Origin of the sequence: Pseudomonas auratipiscis, from assembly GCF_036324085.1 — a bacterium.
GTDB classification, from domain to species: domain Bacteria; phylum Pseudomonadota; class Gammaproteobacteria; order Pseudomonadales; family Pseudomonadaceae; genus Aquipseudomonas; species Aquipseudomonas auratipiscis.
On record NZ_JAZDCU010000001.1, the window covers coordinates 238,737 to 260,048 of the forward strand.

Genomic DNA, 21,312 nt, shown 5'->3' on the forward strand with positions numbered 1-21,312 from the left:
CATCTCATTGGAGCAACGCATGAGTGACGTCTTAGCCACGGCTGCGGCCACGCTTGGCCCGCAGGAGCAGTACCTGGAATTTCTTGCCCAGGGCCGTTTCATGCTGCAGCGCAGCCTGTCCAGCGGCCGCTATGTGTTCTATCCGCGGGTGCTGATTCCAGGCACCGGTGAAACCGACCTGGTATGGGAGCAAGCCAAGGGTACCGGCACGCTCTACGCCATCACCGTCAACCGTGCACGCAACGGCAGCCACAACGTGGCACTGATCGATCTCGACGAAGGCCCGCGGATGATGTCGCGCATCGAAGGCCGTGAAACGGCGCCGATCGGCAGCCGCGTTAAGGCACGGATCATCGAGGAGGAGGGCGTCGCTATGGTGGTCTTTGATGTGATTGAGGAGGTCGCGGCATGAACCAGGCTATTCGTGGCAAGACTGCCATTGTCGGCATCGGTACCGCCGGGGTCGGCGAGGCCAAGGGTTTCAGTGCCATGGAGTTGCTCGGCCAGGCGTCGCTGCAGGCCATCGCCGATGCTGGCCTGCAGTTGCAGGATATCGACGGTATTTTTGCCGCCACCAGCTCCCATGCCTTTCCGACGCTATCGGTGGCCGAGTACCTGGGGATCAAGCCATCCTATGTAGATGGCACCAACATCGGTGGTTCCAGCTTCGAGATGCATCTGTTACAAGCGACCCTGGCGCTGGAAGCCGGCCTGTGTAACGCCGCATTGGTCTGCTACGGCTCCAACCAGCGCACTGCCGGCGGTCGCCTGGTTTCGATGAGCGAACCGCAATGGCACGAGGCGTTCTACAAACCGCGCCACCCGATCACCTCATACAGCCTGGCGGCCAGCCGCCATATGCATCAGTACGGCACTACCCGGGAGATGCTCGGCGAAGTCGCGGTGTCGGCACGCCAGTGGGCCAACCTTAATCCCGAAGCCTTCGCCCGTGGTCCGTTGAGCCTGGATGATGTCATGGCCAGTCGTATGGTCAGCGATCCGTTGTCGTCCGCCGACTGCTGCCTGGTTACCGATGGCGGCGCCGCCTGTGTGCTGGTGCGTGCCGATCGCGCCCGTGACTTGCAGCGCAAGCCGGCCTACTTTCTCGGCGCCGCCGGCGCGCAGTGGCACCGTTCGGTCGTGGCAATGCCCGACCTCACCGTAACGGCAGCCTCCGAGAGCGGGCCACGGGCGATGGAAATGGCCGGTGTGAGTCACGCCGATATCGATCTGGTGATGCTCTACGATGCGTTCACTATCAACACCATCCTGTTTCTTGAAGACCTCGGCTTTTGCCCGAAGGGTGAGGGCGGGCGCTTCGTTCAGGGTGGGCATATCGCGCCAGGCGGCGGTCTGGCGGTAAACACCAACGGTGGCGGCCTTTCCTGCGTTCACCCCGGCATGTACGGCCTGTTCATGATCATCGAGGCGGTACGTCAGATCCGTGGCGAGGCAGGGGCGCGGCAACTGAAAAAAGCCGACATCGCTTTGCTGCATGGCAACGGTGGCACGTTGTCGAGCCAGGTAACCGCGTTCCTGGGGAGCGAAAACGCGCTCTGAGCGCGTCACCGCAAAGGAAGTACGGACGCAAATTGGTCCGAACGATCTAGAGCCTCGACAGGTGAGTCATTCAATACTCACCACAGGTTCGCATAACAACAAGAAACCACGCGCAGGCGACCCTCGACGCCGAGGGTCTGGCTGTGCGTCTCGACTGCTCGAGGAGTCTCGATGGACATCCATTTCACACCCGATGAACTTGCCTTCCGTGAGGAGGTAAGAAGCTTTCTGCGTGAAAAGCTGCCGGCTAGCCTGGCAGCCAAGGTCAAGCTCGGCAAACGCCAGTCCAAGGCCGATATTTGCGGCTGGATGAGCACCCTCAACGCGCGTGGCTGGTACGCCAACGGCTGGCCGGTAGAGCTGGGGGGTACGGGCTGGAGCGTGATCCAGAAGCACATCTTCGATGAAGAGTGCGCCCAGTTCGGTGCGCCGCGCGTGTTGCCGTTCGGTGTGGTCATGGTCGGGCCGGTGATCATCAAGTTCGGCACCCCGGAGCAGAAGGCTCACTACCTGCCGCGAATTCTCGATGGCACCGACTGGTGGGCGCAGGGCTATTCGGAACCCGGTTCAGGCTCCGACCTGGCATCGCTGAAAACCCGAGCCGTGCGTGACGGCGATCACTATGTGGTCAACGGCCAGAAAACCTGGACCACGCTGGCCCAACACGCCGACTGGATTTTCTGCCTGGTGCGCACCGACCCTGAGGCCAAGGCGCAGCGCGGCATTTCCTTTCTGCTGATCGACATGAATACGCCAGGCATTACCGTACGCCCGATTGTCACTCTCGATGGCGAGCACGAAGTCAACGAAGTGTTCTTCGACAACGTGCGGGTGCCGGTGGCGAACCTTGTAGGTGAAGAGAACCAGGGGTGGACCTGCGCCAAATACCTGCTCACCCACGAGCGCACCGGTCTTGCCGGGGTCGGCTTCTCCAAGGCGTTGATTGCCCAGCTCAAGGCGATTGCCCAGGAGCAACTGTGTGACGGCAAGCCACTGCTGGACAACCCTTTGCTTCGCGCCCAGATCGCCGAGGTAGAGATTCAGTTGAAGGCCACCGAGATGAGCAACCTGCGCATTCTTGCTGCCAGCCAGGAAGGGGGCGAAACCGGCGCGCAAAGCTCGCTGCTCAAGGTCAAGGGCACCGAAATTCGCCAGGCCATCACCCACCTGTTGCGCAAAGTCATTGGCCCCTATGCGCTGCCGTTCCTGGAAGAGGAACTGGAGCAAAGCTATGCCGGTGAGCTGTTGCATACCGACTACAGCGCGACGTTGGCCAGCCAGTATTTCATCATGCGCAAGCTCTCGATCTATGGCGGCTCCAACGAGATTCAGAAGAACATCGTCTCGAAAATGATTCTCGAACTGTAAGGGGTTGCTCCGATCATGGATTTCAAATTGACTGAAGAGCAGCAAATGCTGCAAGACACCGTGGCCCGTCTGGTTCGCGAGGGTTATGGCTTTGAGCAGCGCGAAAGCTTTCGCCGCAGCGAAGCGGGTTTCAGCCGCCCGTTCTGGGCGCAACTGGGCGAGCTGGGGCTGACAGCCGTACCGTTTGCAGAAGCGTTCGGCGGCTTTGGCGGCGGCGGTGTCGACACCATGCTGGTGATGAACGAGCTCGGCCGTGGGTTGTGCCTGGAGCCGTATCTGCACTCGGTGATCTTTGCCGGCGGTCTACTTGAGCAACTGGGCAGCGACGAGCAGAAAGACCAACTGCTGACCCAGGTTGCCAGTGCCCAATTGCAATTGGCAGTGGCTTTCGAAGAGCCGCAGAGTCACTACCACCTCAACGATGTACAGACCCGTGCCCAAGCGGTGGATGGGGGGTGGACGTTGTCTGGGAAAAAGGCGGTAGTGATCGGTGGGCAGACGGCGGGGCTGATTGTGGTGTCGGCGCGTTCGGCCGCAGGTGCCCGCGACGAAGACGGCATCAGTCTGTTCCTGGTCGATCCAACAGCGGCGGGCGTGACCCGCCGTGTGTACCCGACTATCGATGGTGTGACAGCCTGCGAGTTGCTGTTTGATGGCGTCTTCGTGGCCAACGACAAGGTGCTTGGCCAGCCCGGCAAGGCGTACAGTGCACTGCGTTACCAACAGGGCCGCGCTATTGCCGCGCAGTGTGCACAAGCGGTGGGCAGCATGGAAGAAGCCTGCAGCCTGACCCTGGACTACCTCAAGACACGCAAGCAGTTCGGTCAGCCAATCGGCAGCTTCCAGGTCCTGCAACACCGCATGGTCGACATGCGCTCGGAACTGGACCAGGCCACCTCCATGGCGATGCTGGCCGCCTGCGCGGCCGATCAAGCCGATAGCGATGAACGCAGCCGAACCCTGGCTGCCGCCAAGTATGTGGTAACCCGTGCTGGCCGTTTCATCTGCGAACAGGCGATCCAACTGCACGGCGGTATCGGTCTGACTCAGGAATATGTGCTGTCGCACCATGCCAAGCACTTAGTGATGATCAGCCACCAGTTCGGTGACGACGATCATCATCTGCAGGCATACGCCCGGCTACTGCAGGTCGCCTGAGCCTGACGTCTTGTTTCCCGGGCCTGCGGGCCCGGCATTTTGGAGTTCTGCGATGAAAGTCCTCGTAGCCGTCAAACGCGTAGTCGATTTCAACGTCAAGGTCCGCGTCAAGGCGGATAACAGCGGCGTTGACCTGAGCAACGTAAAAATGGCCCTCAACCCCTTCTGCGAAATCGCCGTCGAGGAGGCTGTACGCCTGAAAGAGCAGGGTGTGGCCAGTGAGGTCGTGGTGGTCTGTGTAGGCCCTGGCGCCGCGCAGGAGCAACTGCGCACGGCATTGGCCCTGGGTGCTGATCGCGCCGTGCTGGTGGAATCGGCCGATGAACTGGGTTCCCTGGCCGTGGCCAAGCTGCTCAAGGCTGTGGCCGACAAAGAGCAACCGCAACTGGTGATTCTTGGCAAGCAAGCCATCGACAGCGACAACAACCAGACCGGGCAGATGCTCGCTGCGTTGAGCGGTTATGCCCAAGGCACGTTCGCCTCCAAGGTCGAAGTCGCTGGCGACAAGATCGATGTCACCCGTGAAGTCGACGGCGGCTTGCAGACGGTTGCGCTGAGCCTGCCTGCAATCGTCACCACCGACCTGCGCCTGAACGAGCCGCGCTATGCGTCGCTGCCCAATATCATGAAGGCCAAGAAGAAGCCGCTGGAAACTGTCACCCCGCAAGCACTCGGCGTCAGCACGGCATCGACAGTCAGCACCTTGAAAGTAGAAGCACCGGCTACCCGCAGTGCCGGGATCAAGGTCAAGTCGGTGGCGGAGTTGGTCGAGAAACTGAAGAACGAGGCGAAAGTAATCTGATGACAATCCTGGTTATTGCAGAACACAGCCACGCTGAACTTGCCGTCTCCACCTTGAACACGGTCACGGCCGCGCAGCAGATGGGGGCTGAGGTACATGTGCTGGTGGCCGGTGCCGATATCGACGGCGCTGTCAGCGCGGCGCAGAGCATCGACGGTGTCAGCACGGTGCTGGTCGCCAACGATTCAGCGTATGCGCATCAGTTGGCGGAAAACCTGGCGCCACTGATCGTTGAGCTGGCCTCGGGCTACAGCCATGTGCTGGCACCGGCCACCGCCAATGGCAAGAATCTTCTGCCGCGGGTTGCGGCGCTGCTCGATGTCGATCAGATTTCCGAGATTACCGCGGTGGTCTCGGCTGACACCTTCAAGCGACCGATCTACGCGGGTAACGCCATTGCCACGGTACAATCGAGTGCGCCGATCAAGGTCATTACTGTGCGCGGTACGGCGTTTGCCAGTGCGGCGTGCTCGGCTGCCGGGCACGCTCGCGTGCAGCCGGTGGCCAGTGTGGCGTGTGAGCAGATTTCAAGCTTTGTGGGCGAGGCCTTGGCCAGCTCTGATCGGCCGGAGTTGACCTCGGCGAAGATCGTCGTGTCTGGCGGTCGCGGCATGCAGAACGGTGACAACTTCAAGCACCTGTACAGCCTGGCCGACAAGCTTGGCGCAGGGGTGGGCGCTTCGCGTGCGGCGGTTGACGCCGGTTTTGTCGCCAACGACATGCAGGTCGGGCAGACCGGCAAAATCGTTGCGCCACAGTTGTACATTGCCGTCGGCATTTCGGGTGCGATTCAGCACCTGGCAGGGATGAAAGACTCCAAGGTAATCGTGGCGATCAACAAGGATGAAGACGCACCGATCTTCCAGGTTGCCGATTACGGCCTGGTGGCTGACCTGTTCGAGGCGGTGCCTGAGCTGCAAGCCTCTCTCTAATCGACCTTCCTGTCCCTGGCCGCTGGCGTGTGCAACGTCGGCGGCCTGCGCAACTGTCAGCCAAGGAGTGCTCCATGAATGACGCCGTCGTACTGCCGGCTGCGGCCGAGCAGGATGAGCAGCAAACCCGCGCGGTGTACCGCAAAGTAATTCTGCGCCTGCTGCCGTACCTGTTCCTGGCCTATGCCATCAACACCATCGATCGCTTGAACGTGTCCTTCGCCAAGCTGCGCATGGCCGAAGACATTGCCCTTACCGATGCTGCCTACGGCATTGGTGCAGGGATTTTCTACCTCGGCTACATCCTCTTCGAAGTGCCAAGCAACATGTATCTGCAGCGCATTGGCGCGCGAGCCACGCTGACTCGAATCATGGTGCTGTGGGGGGCGGTGACCGTGGCAACGGCCTTTGTCACCACGCCGGGACAGTTGATTGCCGCACGGTTTCTGCTCGGGGTTGCCGAGGCCGGGTTCTTCCCGGGCGTCATCCTTTACCTGACCTTCTGGTTCCCTGCAGCGTTGCGAGCGCGCATCACCGCAGTGTTTCTAATGGCAGCGATGATCGCCGGAATCGTCAGCGGGCCGCTGGCGGGCTATATCATGAGTCATTTCGGCGGCTTCATGGGCTTGCGAGACTGGCAGGTGCTGTTTGTGTTCGAGGGGGTGCCGGCGATGTTGCTGGGGTTGTTTGGCTGGTTCTGGCTGGTCGACAAACCGGCCGACGCGCCGTGGCTGAGCACCCGCGAGAAGCACCTGTTGGCCAACGCCCTGGCCCAGGGACAGGTCGCCGGTAGTGCCCATGCCAGCCTTGCCCAGGTACTGCGCAACCCGCGGGTGTACATTGCCGGATTGGTGTTCTTTTGCCTGTACAGCGGCTCGAATACCGTTTCGTACTGGATGCCCACGCTGATCCGCGGCTTCGGCGTGGAGAATCTCAAGACCATTGGCATGCTCGCGAGCATTCCCTACCTGCTGGCCCTGGTGGGCATGTACCTACTGGCGCGCAGCTCCGACAAGCGCCTTGAGCGGCGCTGGCATGTGGCGGTGACGGTAATGGTCGGTGCCAGTTGTTTCTTTTTGCTGGGGCCGGCACAAGGCAATCTGGTTGCCTCGGTGGTGCTGATGAGTGTCGGCGCAGCAGCGTCACTGACTTCGCTGTCGTTGTTCTGGACCATTCCCCCAGCACTGCTTACGCCTGCAGCGGCTCCGGTCGGAATTGCGGTGATCAGTTGCATTGGTGGCCTGGCGGGCGTTGTCAGCCAGATTGCCGTTGGTGCGATCAAGTCAGCGACCGGGGATTTGTACCTGGCCTTCGATCTGATTGGTGGTGTACTGATTGTGGGTGTGCTGGTGTTGCTGCTGGCAATACCTGCGCGGCAACTGACCGAACGCGCCAAACTCTGAACCGCTAGGCGCGGGCTCTCCCCGCAATGGGGAAAAGGAATCGCGGGGCGCCAAGCCCCGCGAAAATTTCTTAAGGTGTGACGATATTGAACGTAGGGGTGAAGGTATCGAGCATGCCCAGCAGTTCGCCGAGCTTCTTGCTGTCACCCTGGATGTGGATATCGCCTTGCTTGATGGCCGTTGGGAAGTCCAGTTGGCGCAGGCTGATTTTATCCAGCGTGGCCTTATCCATTGTCACGGTGACCGCAGCCTGCGGGTTGTGATTGCCCGAGCGGTGCGTCAGCACGCCATTGCGCAAGGTCAATGCAAACGGCTGGTCGAGGTCGCTGAACACCCAGTTCAAGGTCATGTCGTGACCCTGGGCCTTCTGCGAATCCAGGCGCACGGCCAGGTAATCGAAGAACATCGACGGTGACATGGCCTGGATCATGTCCGGGGAGCTGCTGACGCCCTGGTACTGCGGCACACCGTGACGCAGCTCCATGGCCCCGGTCAGGTACATGTTACGCCACAGCGCGTTCTCGCTCTGATAACCCAATTGCTCCATGGCCCGGGCCTGAAGCTCGCGCGCCTCTTGGTTGTCGGGAGCGAAGAACACCAGGTTGTTGCCCAGTTGCACAGCCCAGCGATACTCGGCGTTGGCCAGTGCTTCCTTCATTTTCTCCATGGCCGGCGCCAGGCCTCCCAAAGCCTTGACGAAATGTTCGGCGGCTTGCTCGGGTGGCAGTGGGTTAAGGTTTGCCGGGTTGCCGTCGTAGTAGCCGAGGTAACGCTGGTACACCGCCCGCGAGTTGTGGCTCAGGGAGCCGTAGTAGCCCCGGGTGTACCACTTATTCTCCAGGTCGCCCGGCAGTTTCTGCATGTCCGCGGCAATTTCCGCGGGGGTCAGGCCCTGGTTGAGCAGGTGCAAGGTGCGGTCGTTGAGAAACGCATACATGTCACGCTGGTCAGCGAGCAGGGTGCGCACGCGTTCACCGGTCCAGGTCGGCCAGTTGTGCGAAACGAACATGACGTCGGTCTTGTCGCCGTAGCGCTCGAGGCTGGCATCGATGTACTGCGCCCAAGCCTTGGCATCGCGCACCAGGGCACCACGCGGGGTGAGGATGTTGTGCATCATTTGCGTGGTGTTTTCAGACATGCACAACGCGCGCAGTTGCGGCAGGTACATGTTCATCTCAGAAGGTGCTTCGGTGCCGGGGGTCAGCTGGAACTCGACATCGACGCCGTCGATACGGTGAGTTTCGTAAGGGTCCTTGATCGATACGGTCGGTGCGATCAGGGTGATCGTGCCACCCACGGGGGTCGATTTGCCCATGCCGGCATCGACCTGGCCCTTTTCACCGCGCGGCAGCAGGCTGCCGAACTGGTACAAGGCGCGGCGGCTCATGGCGGTACCGGCGAAGATATTCTCGCTGACCACATGTTCCATGAAACCACTCGGCGCGTAGATTTTCACCTTGCCCGACTGCACGTCGGCGTCGTCGACAATGCCTTTGACGCCGCCGAAGTGATCGGCATGCGTGTGGCTGTAGATTACCGCAACCACCGGCTTTTTCGGACGGTGCTGATAGTACAGGTCCAGTGCGGTGCGAGCCGTTTCGGAAACAGTCAGCGGGTCGATGATGATCAGGCCCTGATCGCCTTCGATCACGGTCATGTTCGATACGTCCATCCCGCGCAACTGGTAAATGCGCTCGGAAACCTGGAACAAGCCGGCATGGCTGTTCAACTGGCCCAGGCGCCACAGGCTCGGGTTGACACTGTCGGGCACCTGGTCTTTGTTGAGGAATTGATACGCAGTGGTGTCCCAAACCACCTTACCGTCGGCGCGTTTGATCTGACCGTTGAATGTTGCGATCAAACCGCGACTGACAGACTCGTAGTCAGCGCGATCGGTAAACGGCAACTGGCTCAGAACCGCCTTGTTGCTGCTGATCGTCTGGCTTGAGGCAGGTTGGTTGAGGGCAGGCTCGGCTGCGTACAGCATCGGGCTGTTGATGGCAGCGATTGTTGCAGCCAGCAGCAGGGGTTTGAAGACGTGTTTCATGAATCCACCTTGGTTATTGTTATGCGTAACGGGTGTGTTCACCCACCTTGACGTTGCAGGTCTTGGAAACTGCACACTAAAGGACGGGGTGGGCAATGGCAGTAGATCGAACGAACCATACGCTTCGTTTGCGCACTATCGGTGTGGCGGCTGCAGGGGTGGCTTTGGTTCGTTCGAACGATTGTCGCGGCAGGCGCAGGCACTAGGCTTGATGTCATCAAACAACCACAAAGGTGTAGCGCAATGTCAGGACCGTTGGCAGGGTTGAAAGTCGTAGAGATGGCAGGGCTTGGGCCGGCGCCCTTTTGCGCGATGATGTTGGCGGACATGGGTGCCGAGGTGATTCGTATCGAAAAGCCGGTAAAGGCCGAGGCCACCGACAACAGCCGTGTGCAGGTGCTCAATCGCGGTCGTCGTTCGCTGGCCATCGACATGCGTGCAGAGGGTGCCACCGACACCGTCCTGGAATTGATCGCCAAGGCCGATATCCTCATCGAGGGCTTTCGACCTGGCGTGATGGAGCGAATGGGCCTGGGACCGGATGTGTGCCTGGCGCGTAACCCGCGGCTGGTCTACGGACGCATGACCGGCTGGGGCCAGTTCGGGCCTCTGGCGCACGCGGCGGGCCACGATATCAACTACATTGCGATTGCCGGCGCCTTGCATGCCATTGGCCGTGCAGGCGAAAAGCCGGTGGTGCCGTTGAATTACGTGGGTGACTTTGGTGGCGGCGGCATGCTGTTGGGCTATGGCGTGCTCTGCGCGCTTACCGAGGCGCGCAGTTCGGGCAAAGGCCAGGTGGTCGATGCGGCCATGACCGATGGCACCGCGTTGCTCTCGGCGATGATGTACGGGTTCAAGGCCGCGGGGGCCTGGAACAATGAGCGGGGCGACAACCTGCTCGATGGCGGCGCACACTTCTACGACACGTATCGTTGTGCCGATGGCAAGTTCATCGCCATTGGAGCCATCGAACCGCAGTTCTATTCTTTGTTGCTCAAGCTGTGCAACATCACCGACCCGGCGTTCCATACTCAGCGGGACAAGTCAGCTTGGGCACCGCTCAAGGAGCGCATGAGCGAGTTGTTCATGACGCAGACGCGGCAGCAGTGGTGTGCATTGCTCGAAGGTACTGATGCCTGTTTTGCTCCGGTACTGGATTGGGACGAGGCAGCAGAGCATCCGCACAATATCGAGCGCGAAACCTTTATTCGCGTGGATGGGGTGTTGCAGCCGGCGCCTGCACCGCGCTTCAGTCGCAGCGTACCTACAACCCCGACCGCCCCACGGCCGAGCGGGGCGGACAGTGAAGCTATCCTGGCCGACTGGGGCATCGAGATCGAGCGGATCGAGGCGTTGAAAGCGCAGCGCATTATCTAATCGTTTTGCGCTAGGCGGTGCGGCCTTGGCCTGGGCGTGCGTTATCCCAGGCTGTTCAATGACCGTCGAATCGCGCCGGGCGCTTTTCGATGAAGGCTTGCATGCCTTCCTTCTGGTCGCGCGAGGCGAACAGCAGGGCGTTGGCCTTGCGTTCAAGGGCCAATCCAGCCTCCAGCGGTGCATCCATGCCAGCGAGGATCACTTCTTTGATCTGTTCGGCAGCCAGTGCTGGCATGGCGGCGATGACTGCGGCCAGCTCCAGGGCTTTGGCTTGTACCTGGTCGTCGTCCACCAGGTCGCTGACCAGGCCCGCTACCCAGGCTTCTTCGGCGCTGATCGGTTGTCCGGTCAGGGCCATGCGCATGGCCTTGACCTTGCCCACCGCCCGTACCAGGCGCTGGGTACCACCGATGCCTGGCATGATGCCAATGCGAATTTCCGGCTGGCAGAAGCGCGCACTGCGTCCGGCAACGATCAGGTCAGCGTGCATCGCCAGCTCGCAGCCGCCGCCATAGGCATAGCCGCATACCGCCGCAATCACCGGTTTTGGGCAATGCTGGATCGGCGCCCAGAGCCGCTCGGTATGGCGTTTGTAGATGTCGATAGGGCCCACGCCCGCCAAGCTGTTGATGTCGCCACCGGCAGCGAAGACCTTATCGCCACCAGTCAGCAGAATGCAGCGAATCTGCGGGTCTTGCGCCAGCTCGGTGAAGTACCTGGAGAGCAGTGCTTGCAACTCAAGGCTCAGGGCATTGGTAGCCTGGGGCCGGTTCAGGCGCAATAACGCCACGCCGGGCAGGGGATGTTCAAGCAGAACCGGTGGTAGGGTGGAGTCGTCCATTGGCATCCTCGTGGGCGCAAGTCTTTGGCCGCCAGTGTCATCAAGCACCCGCTGAAGTGCATCGTCCGTTCAGACGAAGCTCAGCTATTGGCAACTGCGCGCTGCGCCGTTTGCCGGTCTTTTCGTTTAGGCTGTGAGCTGGTTCCTGCATTGATTCAAGGATGTCCATGAATAGCCCGCGTTCGGCAGGCCTCGATCTGCTCAAGTGGCTGGCGATGGTCACGATGGTCGCCGATCACCTGCGTTTTATCTGGCCGACCGCTGATTGGCTGTTCGTCATCGGCCGCCTGGCGTTTCCTCTATTTTGCCTGGCCATTGCGGTGAATGTGGCACGCTCGCGTCCAGGGCAGTTGTTCAGCGCTGCCAATGGCCGTTATCTGGGCTGGATGCTGGCCTTCTCTGTGCTCTCGGAGTGGCCTTATCGATCACTGGATGTGAGTACCGGAACGTTCAGTATCATGCCGACGTTGACCCTGGGGTTGCTGCTGGCATGGGGCGTTCAGCACCAGCGCTGGCTGGCCGCGGCGGTACTGCCGCTGTCTTTGCTGGTCAGTGATGTGCTGATGTACGGCTGGCCGGGGGTGGTATTGCCGTCGGCGTTCCTGTTGGCGCTGCACGGCGGGCGCGGAACCTGGATTTTTCCCGGGTTTATCGCAGCGGCGGCGAACCTGACCAACGCCTGGCTGCGTAGCCATCCGGCTGAGCCGATCACCCTCATGGCGTTGGCGGTTGCGGTGTTGTCGGCGCCGGTTGGCCTGGCTGTATTGCACCGTCATTACGGCAGGGCTATCTGGCGTGTAGGCCGCTGGGGCTACTGGTTTTACCCGCTGCACCTGCTGCTTATCAAGTTCTTGGCCCGCTAGACACGCCCTCCACGCCGTTTGCCCAACAGATCAACGGCTTAGTCTCAACGGACGATGAGCCCGGTGCTCGCCCTCATCACAATGAAGACCAACACAGGTCCATTCATTGAGGAGCAGGGCATGATGGATATCCGCGGGCTGAGCTACTTCGTCGCTCAAATCGAAAACCTCGGCCAGTGGCAACGTTACGCCGAAGACGTGCTGGGCATGATGGTAGTACCCGCGCCCGGTGGCGGGCTGTACGTGAAGATGGACCAGCGGCCGTTTCGCATGCTCATCGTCGAAGGCAGCCAAGCCGGCTACCTGGCCTCGGGTTGGGAGTTGCCCAGTGAAGGTGCCTTCAACGCGGCGCTGCAGGTGCTGGAGCACAAGGGTGTGCGCTGGCAGGTGGGCAGCGCTGCCGAGATCGAGCAGCGGGGCGTGCAAGCGCTGGTGAGTGTGCTCGATCCCTCCGGCAATCGCCATGAACTGAGCTGGGGACACCGTTCCGATTGCCAGGTGTTTGTCTCCCCGCAAGGCGTGCCGCGCTTTGTTACCGGGGATATGGGCCTGGGCCATACCGTGCTGCCGGCCCCGGACTTTGACGCCACCCTGGCGTTTGCCAAGGACGTGCTCGGTTTCGAACTCTCGGACATCTTCAACTTTCGTCCCGATCCACTGGCACCGCCCATCCGCATTCATTTCCTGCATTGCCGTAACAGCCGTCATCACTCTCTGGCGCTGGCTGAGTTTGCCGCGCCTTCAGGCTGCGTGCACGTGATGGTGGAAGTCGACTCGATGACCGAAGTGGGCCGCGCCCACGACCGCCGCCTGGCTCACAAGGTGCCGCTGTCGGCGACCCTCGGTCAGCACCTCAATGACCTGATGACCTCGTTTTACATGAAGACCCCGTCCGGCTTCGACCTGGAGTTCGGCTACGGCGGCCTGCAAGTGGACTGGGCTGAACACTCGGCCTTCGAATTTACCCGCGTAAGCCTGTGGGGGCATGACTTTTCAGTCGGCCAACAACAAGGAGATGAGCAATGAACAAGCAAATGACAGCGGCCGATGCGGTTGCGCAACTGCGCGATGGCATGACCATCGGTTTTGGCGGTTGGGGACCGCGGCGCAAGCCGATGGCAGTGGTCCGCGAGATTCTGCGGTCGCCAGTCAAGGACCTTACCGTTGTCGCCTATGGCGGCCCGGAAGTGGGCATGTTGTGCGCCGCGGGTAAGGTCAAGAAGCTGGTGTTCGGTTTTGCCACCCTCGATGCCATCCCGCTGGAACCCTACTACCGCAAGGCGCGCGAAGCCGGTGGCCTGGAACTGCTGGAGGTGGATGAAGGCATGTTCCAGTGGGGCCTGCGGGCGGCGGCCATGCGCCTGCCGTTTCTGCCCACCCGCTGTGGCCTGGCCACCGATGTGACGCGGCTCAATCCGGCGTTGAAAACCATTGCGTCGCCCTATGACGATGGTGAAGTGCTGCTGGCCATGCCGGCGTTGAATCTCGATGTGGCGTTTGTCCATGTCAACGTAGCCGACCGTCTGGGCAACACCCTGGTGACCGGCCCGGATCCGTACTTCGACCATCTGTTCGCCCGCGCAGCCCAGCAGTGCTTCGTGTCCTGCGAACAACTGCACGAGCGCCTGGAGCTGACGGCCGAGCAGGCCCGCTTCAACACCTTTGAGCGATACCTGGTCAGCGGTGTTATCCATGCACCGTTCGGCGCTCATCCTACGGCGTGCCAACCCGAATACGGCTGGGACCGCAGCCACCTCAAGCATTACGCCGCCAGTGCGGGTGAGGAGGGCGGCTGGCAAGCCTATGTCGAAGCGTACGTGGTGGCCGGCGAACTGGCTTACCAGGATAAAAACGGCGGTGCCGAACGCATGGGCTCCCTGGCCCTGCCAGTGTTCTGAGGAGGATGAAAATGTCGACTACCTGTGAGTTTACCCTCGCTGAACTGATGATCGTCGCAGCCAGCGAAGCCTGGCGCGGCAACGGCGAGCTGATCGCCTCGGGCCTGGGGGTTATCCCGCGTCTGGGAGCGAGCCTGGCCAAGCTCAGCCACAGCCCGCAATTGTTGATGACCGACAGCGAGGCCTATCTGGTGGAAGAGCCGATTCCATTGGGCCCGCGTGGCGATTACGTGCCTAAATATTGCGGTTCGTTGAACTTCGAGCGCGTCTTCGAGTGTGTCTGGGGTGGCCGTCGCCACGCCATGATCGGGCCAACCCAAATCGACCGCTGGGGCCAGAGCAACCTCTCTTGCGTGGGTGACTACCACAAGCCCAAGGCCGCCATGCTCGGTGTGCGTGGCTTGCCTGGCAACAGCATCAACCACATCAACTCGTTCTTCGTGCCCAACCATAACCCTCGCGTGTTTGTCAGCGGCGAAGTGGACATGGTCTCCGGCGTCGGCTTCAAGGCCGACCGTTGGCCACAAGGGGTGCGACGCGACCTGATGGACATTCGCTTGATCATCACCGACCTCTGCGTGATGGACTTCGATGGCCCGGAGCGTGCGGTCCAGGTGCGCAGCCTGCATCCCGGAGTGAGTTTCGAGCAGGTGCAGGAAAGCACCGGCTTCCCGCTGCTCAAGTCACCGTCGCTCAAGGAAACCGCGCACCCGACGCCCGAGCAGTTGGCAATTATCCGCCGACTTGATCCCCACGATTACCGCAGCGCGGCGATCAAGGGCAACCCAGCCGGCATTCGCCAGGCGTAAGGCAGGGGACATGAGCATGAACAGCCCAGACAATGAGTTCGTCCAGCGTGAAGATCTCGCGGTGTACGAAACGCAGGAACCGGTGTTGTACAGCGCAGCAGAGGGTATCGCCACCCTGACCATGAACCGGGCTAGCTTCAACAACGCGCAGAACTCGCAGATGACCTATGCGCTGGATGCCGCGTTGCGCCAGGCCGTCGACGATGACGCGGTTAAAGTCATCGTCCTGCGCGGGGCAGGCAAGCACTTTTCTGCCGGCCATGACATTGGTACTCCGGGTCGAGACATCAATAAGCCATTCGAGCGTGCCCATTTGTGGTGGGACCACACCAACAAGCCGGGCGGAGAGCAACTGTATGCTCGGGAGCAGGAGGTGTACCTGGGCATGTGCCGGCGCTGGCGCGAGTTGCCCAAACCGACCATTGCCATGGTTCAGGGGGCATGCGTGGCCGGCGGCCTGATGCTGGCCTGGGTCTGTGACTTGATCGTGGCCAGCGATGATGCGTTTTTCCAGGACCCGGTGGTGCGCATGGGTATTCCGGGGGTGGAGTATTTTGCCCACCCCTACGAGCTGAACCCGCGTATCGCCAAGGAGTTTCTCTTTACCGGCGACCGCATGAGTGCCGAGCGTGCCTACCAGATGGGCATGGTCAATCGGGTGCTGCCGCGCGATGAGCTGGAGCAGGCAACCTATGCGCTGGCGGCCATCATCGCGCGCCAGCCCCGTATGGGCCTGGCCCTGACCAAGCAGGCGATCAACCATGTTGAAGACCTGCAGGGCAAGCGCACAGCGATGGATGCTGCGTTTGCCTGGCACCACTTTGCCCATGCGCACAATGAGTTGCTGTCGGGCGACAAGCTCGGTGGTTTCGATGCCAAGGCCATGGCCAAGGCCAACAAAGTCGCTGCCAGTGGTGAACAGGCATGAGCCGCTGGATGAATACAGCGCTGACCGATGCTCTGGGTTGTCGTTATCCCATTGTGCAGACAGCTATGGGCTGGGTCGCCGACGCCAACCTGGTGATAGCCACGACGCGGGCGGGTGGTTTCGGCTTTCTGGCCGGGGCAACCATTGCCGCCGACGCGCTGGAAGGTGAGATCAACAAGGTGATTGCCGCCACCGGTGGCAGCAACTTCGGCCTGAACTTTCACATGTTCCAGGAAAACGCCGGGCAGTGCGTTGACCTCGCAATCCGCTACCGCCTGCGTGCGGTCAGTTATGGCCGTGGGCCGGACAAACAGACGATTGCCCGCTTCAAGGCCGCCGGGGTGTTGTGCATTCCTACGGTCGGGGCCCTCAAGCATGCGCTCAAGGCGGTGGAACTGGGCGCCGACATGATCACCATTCAGGGCGGTGAGGGCGGCGGGCATACCGGTGGTGTGCCCAGTTCGATTCTGTTGCCGCAGGTACTGGACGCCGTATCGGTGCCGGTGATTGCCGCCGGCGGCTATTCCACCGGCCGCGGCTTGGCTGGCGCGCTGGCGGCCGGCGCTGCGGGCATCGCCATGGGCACGCGTTTCTTGATGACCCGTGAATCGCCGACACCTTCGGCCACCCTGGTGCATTACCTCAAGGTCAACGACCCGCAGTTGGTGCGGGTGAGCACCGCCGTCGACGGCATGCGCCACCGCATGATCGAAAACCCGTTCATCAATCGCCTGGAGCAGGCCAGCGCCTTCGGGCGCCTGCGCATTGCCTTGCGCAGCGCGTGGAAATGGAAACAACAGACCGGCATGAGCCTCGGCCATTTGTTCGCAGTGCTGCGTCAGGCTCTCAAGGAAGACCCCGGCACCCTGTCGCAAACGGTCATGGCCGCCAACCAGCCGGTATTGCTGCAGCGTTCAATGATCGATGGCGTACCGGACGAGGGCATCTTGCCCAGTGGCCAGGTGGCTGCGGCGATTGCCGAGCTTAAAAGTTGCCAGCAAGTGATCGAGGAAATTGCCGAGCAGGCCGAGCGCTGCCTGGATGCCTTAACCGCTCGCCACCGCGAGTGTCAGCCTGCACCGGTGCAGGAAAGTTGAAGACCAACGCGTACTGAACACGCCCGCTGAGCATTGGAGAAGACCATCGTGAGTCAAGCATTTACTACACAGATCGACGCGGGCATTGCTGAACTGGTGCTCGCCAAACCGCCGGTCAATGCCCTGGATAGCCAGGAATGGATGGACCTGGCCCTGCAAGTGGAAGCCCTGGGCGCCAACCCCGAAGTGCGGGTGATCGTCATCCGCGCCGAAGGCCGTGGTTTTTGTGCCGGGGTCGATATCAAGGAACTGGACGCCCACCCGGAGCGGATCATTGCGGTCAACGCCGGCAACTACGCCGCGTTCAAATCCGTACACCGCTCGCCAGTGCCGGTGATCGTTGCCGTGCATGGCTTTGTCCTAGGCGGCGGCATTGGAATTACCGGCGCCGCCGACATTGTCCTGGCCTCCGAGTGCGCCACCTTCGCCTTGCCGGAAGTCGATCGCGGCGCCATGGGCGGCGGTGCACACCTGCAACGGCTGTTCCCGGTACAGAAGGTTCGCTACCTGTTCTTTACCGGCGACAAGATCGGCGCCGCCGAGGCTGCGCAGTACGGCTTTATCGAACGTGTGGTCGCCAAGGAGCAACTGCGCGAGACCGCGTTGGAGATCGCCGCCAAGATCGCCGCCAAGAGCCCGGCAATGATCCGCCTGGCCAAGGAAGCCCTCAACGGCATAGAAGACGGCAACCTGGAAGACAAATACCGCTGGGAACAGGGTTTCACCCTGCAGGCCTACACCAGCCCCGATTCTGCCGAAACCCGCCGCGCCTTCGTCGAAAAGCGCGACGCCAAGTTCTGAGAGGCAGCCATGGAACTAGCATATACCCCGAAACAAAAGGCCTTCCGAGCGGAAGTGCGTGAATGGTTGGCGGCCAATCAACCGACCGAGCCGCTGGCTAACTACGACACCCGTGAAGGGTTCGAGCAGCATCGTGCCTGGGAAGCGAAGTTGTTCGAGCAGCGCCTGTCGATGGTCATGTGGCCCAAGGAATACGGCGGCCGTGGTTGCGATCTGATCGAGTGGCTGATTTTCGAAGAAGAGTACTACGGCGCCGATGCGCCGATGCGTGTCAACCAGAATGGCCAGTTGCTGCTCGGGCCGACCCTGATGGAGTTCGGCACCGAGGCGCAAAAGAAGCGCTTTTTGCCGCGCATGGCTTCCAGTGTCGACATGTGGGCCCAAGGTTGGTCGGAGCCGAACGCGGGCTCGGACATGGCTGCGATTACCAGCAAGGCCACCCGTGATGGCGATCACTATGTGCTCAACGGGCAGAAGACCTGGTCCAGCCGCGCGCTGTACGCCGATTGGCTGTTTGGCCTGTTTCGCAGCGACCCGGCGTCAACGCGGCACAACGGCTTGTCGTTCCTGATGGTGCCCCTCGATACGCCGGGGGTGACCATTCGCCCGATCCGCGCACTCAACGGCAAGAACACCTTCGCTGAAGTGTTCTTCGACGATGTGCGGGTGCCAGCGGAAAACTGCATCGGTGCCGAAGGCCAGGGTTGGCACGTCGCTATGGCCACCGCAGGTTTCGAGCGCGGCTTGCTGTTGCGTTCGCCGGCGCGCTTTCAGGCCACGGCCCGCAAGTTGGTACAACTGTACAAGGCGCACCAACAGAGCGCCGACCGCGACCCGAGCATTCGTGAGGCGGTAGTCGAGGCCTGGCTTGGCGCCGAAGGCTACGCATTGTCGTCCTATCACACCGTCGGGCGTCTCAGCCGTGGTGCACAGATCGGCGCCGAGTCGAGCATCAACAAGATCATCTGGTCGGAACTCGACCTGAAGATGCATGACACCGCCATGCGCATTCTCGGTGCCCACGGCGAGTTGCTGGGCAGCGCCCCGCAAGCGCTGGGTGGTGCCTGGCTCGACGGCTTCCTGTTCGCCCAGGCCGGGCCGATCTACGCCGGCACCAACGAAATCCAGCGCAACATCATTGCCGAGCGCATGCTCGGCCTGCCGAAATAGGAGCCGGCCATGGACTTTACTTTTAGCGATGACCAGCTCACGTTTCGTGAAGCCATCAGCCGCTTCCTGATGACCGAAGCGGCGCCGGAAATGCTTCGTGAAATCTGGGAAACCGATGTCGGCCGCTCGGCAGAGCTGCGCGCCAAGATCGCCGAGCAGGGCCTTACCGCGTTGTCGGTGCCCGAGCAGTTCGGCGGTCTGGGCATGGACGACATCGCCTGGTCGCTGATGACACAGGAGCTGGGCTACTACGCCATTCCCGATTCGCTGGCCGACACCGCCTACGTGGCTACCGGCCTGCTCAACGGCTTGCCGGACGACAGTCCGGTCAAGGCCAGCCTGCTGCCACGCATTGCCAATGGCAGTGTGCGCCTGGCAATCGGTCACCCGATCAATCCATTGGTGCCCGATGCACCATTGGCCGAGTGGCTGATTCTCGCCCACGGCGACGAAGTGCATGCCGTACCGCGCTCGCAAGTCGATGTGCAGGCCAATGCCAGCATCGACTCGTCGCGACGCCTGGGTCAGGTGAGTTGGCAGCCCAGCGGCGAGACCTTGCTGGTCGACGGCGAACAGGGCCGCGCGCTGTGGGCCGAAACCCTCAACCGCGGTGCCTTGTCGGTGGCCGGTCAACTGTTGGGCCTGGCCCAGCGGATTCTCGACCTGTCGGTGGATTACGTCGCCCAGCGCAAGCAGTTCGGCAAGCCGATCGGCAGCTTCCAGGCGGTCAAGCATCACCTGGCCGATATCGCCAGCAAGATCGAGTTCGCCAAACCGGTGCTGTATCGCGCCGCCCACGCCCTGGCCAAGGGTGAGCGCGGCGCCGACGTGTATGTCTCGCAAGCCAAGCTGGCCTGCTGCGATGCCAGCTGGTTGGCAGCTCGCCATGGCATTCAGGTGCACGGCGCCATGGGATACACCTGGGAAGTCGACCTGCAGATGTTCATGAAGCGTGCCTGGTCGCTGGACCCCTCCTGGGGTGACCGCGCCACCCATAAATCCCGCGTCGCTGCCTATGTGCTCAGCGACGAAGCCCGGCTTGGGCCGGGCGCCACCTTCGAGGATTGAGCCATGCCCCAAGCTTATATAGTCGACGCCTTGCGCAGCCCAACGGGCAAGCGCAAGGGCAGCCTGGCCCATGTCCATGCCATCGACCTTGGCGCCCACGTGTTGAGCGCGCTGGTCGAGCGCAATGCCATTCCTGCCGAAGACTATGACGACGTGATCTTCGGCTGCGTCGATACCATCGGCTCGCAAGCCGGTGATATTGCCCGCACCAGTTGGCTGGCCGCAGGCTTGCCGCTGAATGTACCTGGCACCACCGTTGACCGTCAGTGCGGCTCGTCGCAGCAGGCGCTGCACTTTGCCGCCCAGGCGGTGATGAGTGGCATGCAGGATGTGGTGGCGGTGGGCGGCGTGCAGACCATGACCCAGATCCCGATTTCGTCGGCGATGATCGCGGGTCAAGCGTTAGGCTTCAGCGACCCGTTTTCCGGCAGCAAGGGCTGGCAGGCGCGCTTTGGCAATCAGCCGGTCAACCAGTTCTATGCCGCCCAACGGATCGCCGATCACTGGCAGCTCAGCCGCGCGGACATGGAAGTGTTCGCCCTGGAAAGCCATCGCCGCGCCCTGGCCGCGACAGAGGCGGGCTATTTCTCCCGGGAGATCGTTTCCTGCGAAGGCTTGGCCCACGACGAAACGCCGCGGGTCAGCAGCCTGGAGAAAATGGCCGGCCTGGAACCGGTGAGCGCCGAGTTTGCCTCGATCACCGCGGCCGTTTCCAGTCAGACCTGCGATGCCTCGGCGGCCTTGCTGGTGGTCTCGGAAGCGGCTCTCAAACGCTACAACTTGACCCCCAGGGCGCGTATTCATCACTTGTCGGTGCTTGGCGACGATCCGATCTGGCACCTGACCGCACCGATTGCGGCCACTCGCGCGGCGCTAAAAAAAGCCGGCATGCGCATGGCCGATATCGACCTGGTGGAGATCAACGAAGCCTTTGCCTCGGTGGTCATGGCCTGGTCCAAGGAACTTGACTACAACCCGGCCACCACCAACATCAACGGTGGCGCGATTGCCCTCGGCCACCCGCTGGGCGCTACCGGTGCCCGCTTGATGACGACCTTGCTGCATGCGCTGGAGCGTACGGGCGGGCGCTATGGCCTGCAAACCATGTGCGAAGGCGGCGGCCAGGCCAACGTCAGCATTATCGAGCGGCTTTGACGCCGCCCATCCACAAGCACAGGAACAAACCC

Annotated in this window: 20 protein-coding genes; 18 read left to right on the top strand and 2 right to left on the bottom strand. The window is 61.7% G+C overall.

The window, feature by feature from the left end; translation table 11 throughout:
* Nucleotides 1-19 precede the first annotated feature (19 nt).
* The 7 genes from V0R60_RS01050 (at nt 20) to V0R60_RS01080 (ending at nt 7,223) form a co-directional block, all read left to right on the top strand.
* Nucleotides 20-412: a Zn-ribbon domain-containing OB-fold protein gene (locus V0R60_RS01050; protein WP_136476296.1), complete on the top strand. Its 393-nt coding sequence runs from the start codon at nt 20-22 to the stop codon at nt 410-412.
* Nucleotides 409-1,560, top strand: a complete 1,152-nt coding sequence (locus tag V0R60_RS01055; RefSeq protein WP_136476294.1) for a thiolase — start codon at nt 409-411, stop codon at nt 1,558-1,560. The genes V0R60_RS01050 and V0R60_RS01055 overlap by 4 nt, the downstream gene beginning before the upstream one ends.
* A 171-nt stretch (nt 1,561-1,731) precedes the next feature.
* The gene (locus V0R60_RS01060) at nt 1,732-2,928 is read left to right on the top strand and encodes an acyl-CoA dehydrogenase family protein (protein ID WP_330078629.1); all 1,197 of its coding nucleotides are present in this window, start codon (nt 1,732-1,734) and stop codon (nt 2,926-2,928) included.
* A 15-nt stretch (nt 2,929-2,943) separates the two neighbouring features.
* A complete protein-coding gene (locus V0R60_RS01065; protein ID WP_330078628.1) occupies nt 2,944-4,086 on the top strand; it encodes an acyl-CoA dehydrogenase family protein in 1,143 nt (380 codons plus the stop codon).
* Between the two features lie 52 nt (nt 4,087-4,138).
* Nucleotides 4,139-4,888 carry an electron transfer flavoprotein subunit beta/FixA family protein gene (locus V0R60_RS01070; protein WP_330078627.1) on the top strand — a complete coding sequence of 250 codons (750 nt, stop codon included), beginning with the start codon at nt 4,139-4,141 and terminating at the stop codon, nt 4,886-4,888.
* Nucleotides 4,888-5,820: an electron transfer flavoprotein subunit alpha/FixB family protein gene (locus V0R60_RS01075; protein WP_330078626.1), complete on the top strand. Its 933-nt coding sequence runs from the start codon at nt 4,888-4,890 to the stop codon at nt 5,818-5,820. The genes V0R60_RS01070 and V0R60_RS01075 overlap by 1 nt, the downstream gene beginning before the upstream one ends.
* Nucleotides 5,821-5,894: 74 nt before the next feature.
* The gene (locus V0R60_RS01080) at nt 5,895-7,223 is read left to right on the top strand and encodes an MFS transporter (RefSeq protein WP_136476285.1); all 1,329 of its coding nucleotides are present in this window, start codon (nt 5,895-5,897) and stop codon (nt 7,221-7,223) included.
* A 70-nt stretch (nt 7,224-7,293) separates the two neighbouring features.
* Here the strand turns inward: V0R60_RS01080 and V0R60_RS01085 are convergent, their stop codons facing one another.
* Entirely contained in the window at nt 7,294-9,270 is a 1,977-nt protein-coding gene (locus tag V0R60_RS01085; RefSeq protein WP_375547250.1) for an alkyl/aryl-sulfatase, read from the bottom strand.
* 243 nt (nt 9,271-9,513) lie between these two features.
* On the opposite strand from V0R60_RS01085, the gene V0R60_RS01090 reads away from it, so the two are divergent.
* Nucleotides 9,514-10,650, top strand: a complete 1,137-nt coding sequence (locus V0R60_RS01090; protein WP_330078625.1) for a CaiB/BaiF CoA transferase family protein — start codon at nt 9,514-9,516, stop codon at nt 10,648-10,650.
* A gap of 55 nt (nt 10,651-10,705) precedes the next feature.
* On the opposite strand, the gene V0R60_RS01095 is transcribed toward V0R60_RS01090, so the two are convergent.
* Entirely contained in the window at nt 10,706-11,491 is a 786-nt protein-coding gene (locus V0R60_RS01095) for an enoyl-CoA hydratase (protein ID WP_330078624.1), read from the bottom strand.
* Between the two features lie 167 nt (nt 11,492-11,658).
* Between V0R60_RS01095 and V0R60_RS01100 the strand changes: the two genes are divergently transcribed.
* From V0R60_RS01100 to V0R60_RS01145, 10 genes are all read left to right on the top strand, one after another.
* Nucleotides 11,659-12,354, top strand: coding sequence for a TraX family protein (locus tag V0R60_RS01100; RefSeq protein ID WP_136476277.1), 696 nt, complete (start codon nt 11,659-11,661; stop codon nt 12,352-12,354).
* Nucleotides 12,355-12,474: 120 nt separating this feature from the next.
* Nucleotides 12,475-13,380, top strand: coding sequence for a VOC family protein (locus V0R60_RS01105; protein WP_330078623.1), 906 nt, complete (start codon nt 12,475-12,477; stop codon nt 13,378-13,380).
* Nucleotides 13,377-14,252 (top strand): CoA transferase subunit A, encoded by an 876-nt coding sequence (locus V0R60_RS01110; RefSeq protein ID WP_330078622.1) that lies wholly within the window; start codon nt 13,377-13,379, stop codon nt 14,250-14,252. The genes V0R60_RS01105 and V0R60_RS01110 overlap by 4 nt, the downstream gene beginning before the upstream one ends.
* Before the next feature lie 11 nt (nt 14,253-14,263).
* On the top strand, nt 14,264-15,061 hold the full coding sequence (locus tag V0R60_RS01115; protein ID WP_136476272.1) for a CoA-transferase subunit beta: 798 nt from the start codon (nt 14,264-14,266) through the stop codon (nt 15,059-15,061).
* Between the two features lie 16 nt (nt 15,062-15,077).
* Nucleotides 15,078-15,989 (top strand): enoyl-CoA hydratase, encoded by a 912-nt coding sequence (locus tag V0R60_RS01120; protein WP_330078745.1) that lies wholly within the window; start codon nt 15,078-15,080, stop codon nt 15,987-15,989.
* The gene (locus V0R60_RS01125) at nt 15,986-17,086 is read left to right on the top strand and encodes an NAD(P)H-dependent flavin oxidoreductase (RefSeq protein WP_330078621.1); all 1,101 of its coding nucleotides are present in this window, start codon (nt 15,986-15,988) and stop codon (nt 17,084-17,086) included. Before V0R60_RS01120 ends, V0R60_RS01125 begins: the two co-directional genes overlap by 4 nt.
* Nucleotides 17,087-17,134: 48 nt before the next feature.
* Nucleotides 17,135-17,887 (top strand): enoyl-CoA hydratase family protein, encoded by a 753-nt coding sequence (locus V0R60_RS01130; RefSeq protein ID WP_330078620.1) that lies wholly within the window; start codon nt 17,135-17,137, stop codon nt 17,885-17,887.
* A 9-nt stretch (nt 17,888-17,896) separates the two neighbouring features.
* On the top strand, nt 17,897-19,057 hold the full coding sequence (locus V0R60_RS01135) for an acyl-CoA dehydrogenase family protein (protein ID WP_136476266.1): 1,161 nt from the start codon (nt 17,897-17,899) through the stop codon (nt 19,055-19,057).
* A gap of 9 nt (nt 19,058-19,066) precedes the next feature.
* The gene (locus V0R60_RS01140; RefSeq protein WP_136476264.1) at nt 19,067-20,125 is read left to right on the top strand and encodes an acyl-CoA dehydrogenase family protein; all 1,059 of its coding nucleotides are present in this window, start codon (nt 19,067-19,069) and stop codon (nt 20,123-20,125) included.
* Nucleotides 20,126-20,128: 3 nt separating this feature from the next.
* Nucleotides 20,129-21,280: an acetyl-CoA C-acetyltransferase gene (locus tag V0R60_RS01145; protein ID WP_330078619.1), complete on the top strand. Its 1,152-nt coding sequence runs from the start codon at nt 20,129-20,131 to the stop codon at nt 21,278-21,280.
* The last annotated feature ends 32 nt before the right edge of the window (nt 21,281-21,312 follow it).

Excerpts from the sequence above, each read along its gene's own strand:
- V0R60_RS01055 (WP_136476294.1), top strand. The coding sequence starts at position 409 with ATGAACCAGGCTATTCGTGGCAAGACTGCCATTGTCGGCATCGGTACC.
- V0R60_RS01090 (WP_330078625.1), top strand. The coding sequence starts at position 9,514 with ATGTCAGGACCGTTGGCAGGGTTGAAAGTCGTAGAGATGGCAGGGCTT.
- V0R60_RS01080 (WP_136476285.1), top strand. The coding sequence starts at position 5,895 with ATGAATGACGCCGTCGTACTGCCGGCTGCGGCCGAGCAGGATGAGCAG.
- V0R60_RS01050 (WP_136476296.1), top strand. The coding sequence starts at position 20 with ATGAGTGACGTCTTAGCCACGGCTGCGGCCACGCTTGGCCCGCAGGAG.
- V0R60_RS01115 (WP_136476272.1), top strand. The coding sequence starts at position 14,264 with ATGTCGACTACCTGTGAGTTTACCCTCGCTGAACTGATGATCGTCGCA.
- V0R60_RS01105 (WP_330078623.1), top strand. The coding sequence starts at position 12,475 with ATGATGGATATCCGCGGGCTGAGCTACTTCGTCGCTCAAATCGAAAAC.
- V0R60_RS01065 (WP_330078628.1), top strand. The coding sequence starts at position 2,944 with ATGGATTTCAAATTGACTGAAGAGCAGCAAATGCTGCAAGACACCGTG.
- V0R60_RS01100 (WP_136476277.1), top strand. The coding sequence starts at position 11,659 with ATGAATAGCCCGCGTTCGGCAGGCCTCGATCTGCTCAAGTGGCTGGCG.
- V0R60_RS01070 (WP_330078627.1), top strand. The coding sequence starts at position 4,139 with ATGAAAGTCCTCGTAGCCGTCAAACGCGTAGTCGATTTCAACGTCAAG.
- V0R60_RS01135 (WP_136476266.1), top strand. The coding sequence starts at position 17,897 with ATGGAACTAGCATATACCCCGAAACAAAAGGCCTTCCGAGCGGAAGTG.
- V0R60_RS01120 (WP_330078745.1), top strand. The coding sequence starts at position 15,078 with ATGAACAGCCCAGACAATGAGTTCGTCCAGCGTGAAGATCTCGCGGTG.
- V0R60_RS01145 (WP_330078619.1), top strand. The coding sequence starts at position 20,129 with ATGCCCCAAGCTTATATAGTCGACGCCTTGCGCAGCCCAACGGGCAAG.
- V0R60_RS01075 (WP_330078626.1), top strand. The coding sequence starts at position 4,888 with ATGACAATCCTGGTTATTGCAGAACACAGCCACGCTGAACTTGCCGTC.
- V0R60_RS01085 (WP_375547250.1), bottom strand. The coding sequence starts at position 9,270 with ATGAAACACGTCTTCAAACCCCTGCTGCTGGCTGCAACAATCGCTGCC.
- V0R60_RS01125 (WP_330078621.1), top strand. The coding sequence starts at position 15,986 with ATGAGCCGCTGGATGAATACAGCGCTGACCGATGCTCTGGGTTGTCGT.
- V0R60_RS01110 (WP_330078622.1), top strand. The coding sequence starts at position 13,377 with ATGAACAAGCAAATGACAGCGGCCGATGCGGTTGCGCAACTGCGCGAT.
- V0R60_RS01060 (WP_330078629.1), top strand. The coding sequence starts at position 1,732 with ATGGACATCCATTTCACACCCGATGAACTTGCCTTCCGTGAGGAGGTA.
- V0R60_RS01095 (WP_330078624.1), bottom strand. The coding sequence starts at position 11,491 with ATGGACGACTCCACCCTACCACCGGTTCTGCTTGAACATCCCCTGCCC.
- V0R60_RS01140 (WP_136476264.1), top strand. The coding sequence starts at position 19,067 with ATGGACTTTACTTTTAGCGATGACCAGCTCACGTTTCGTGAAGCCATC.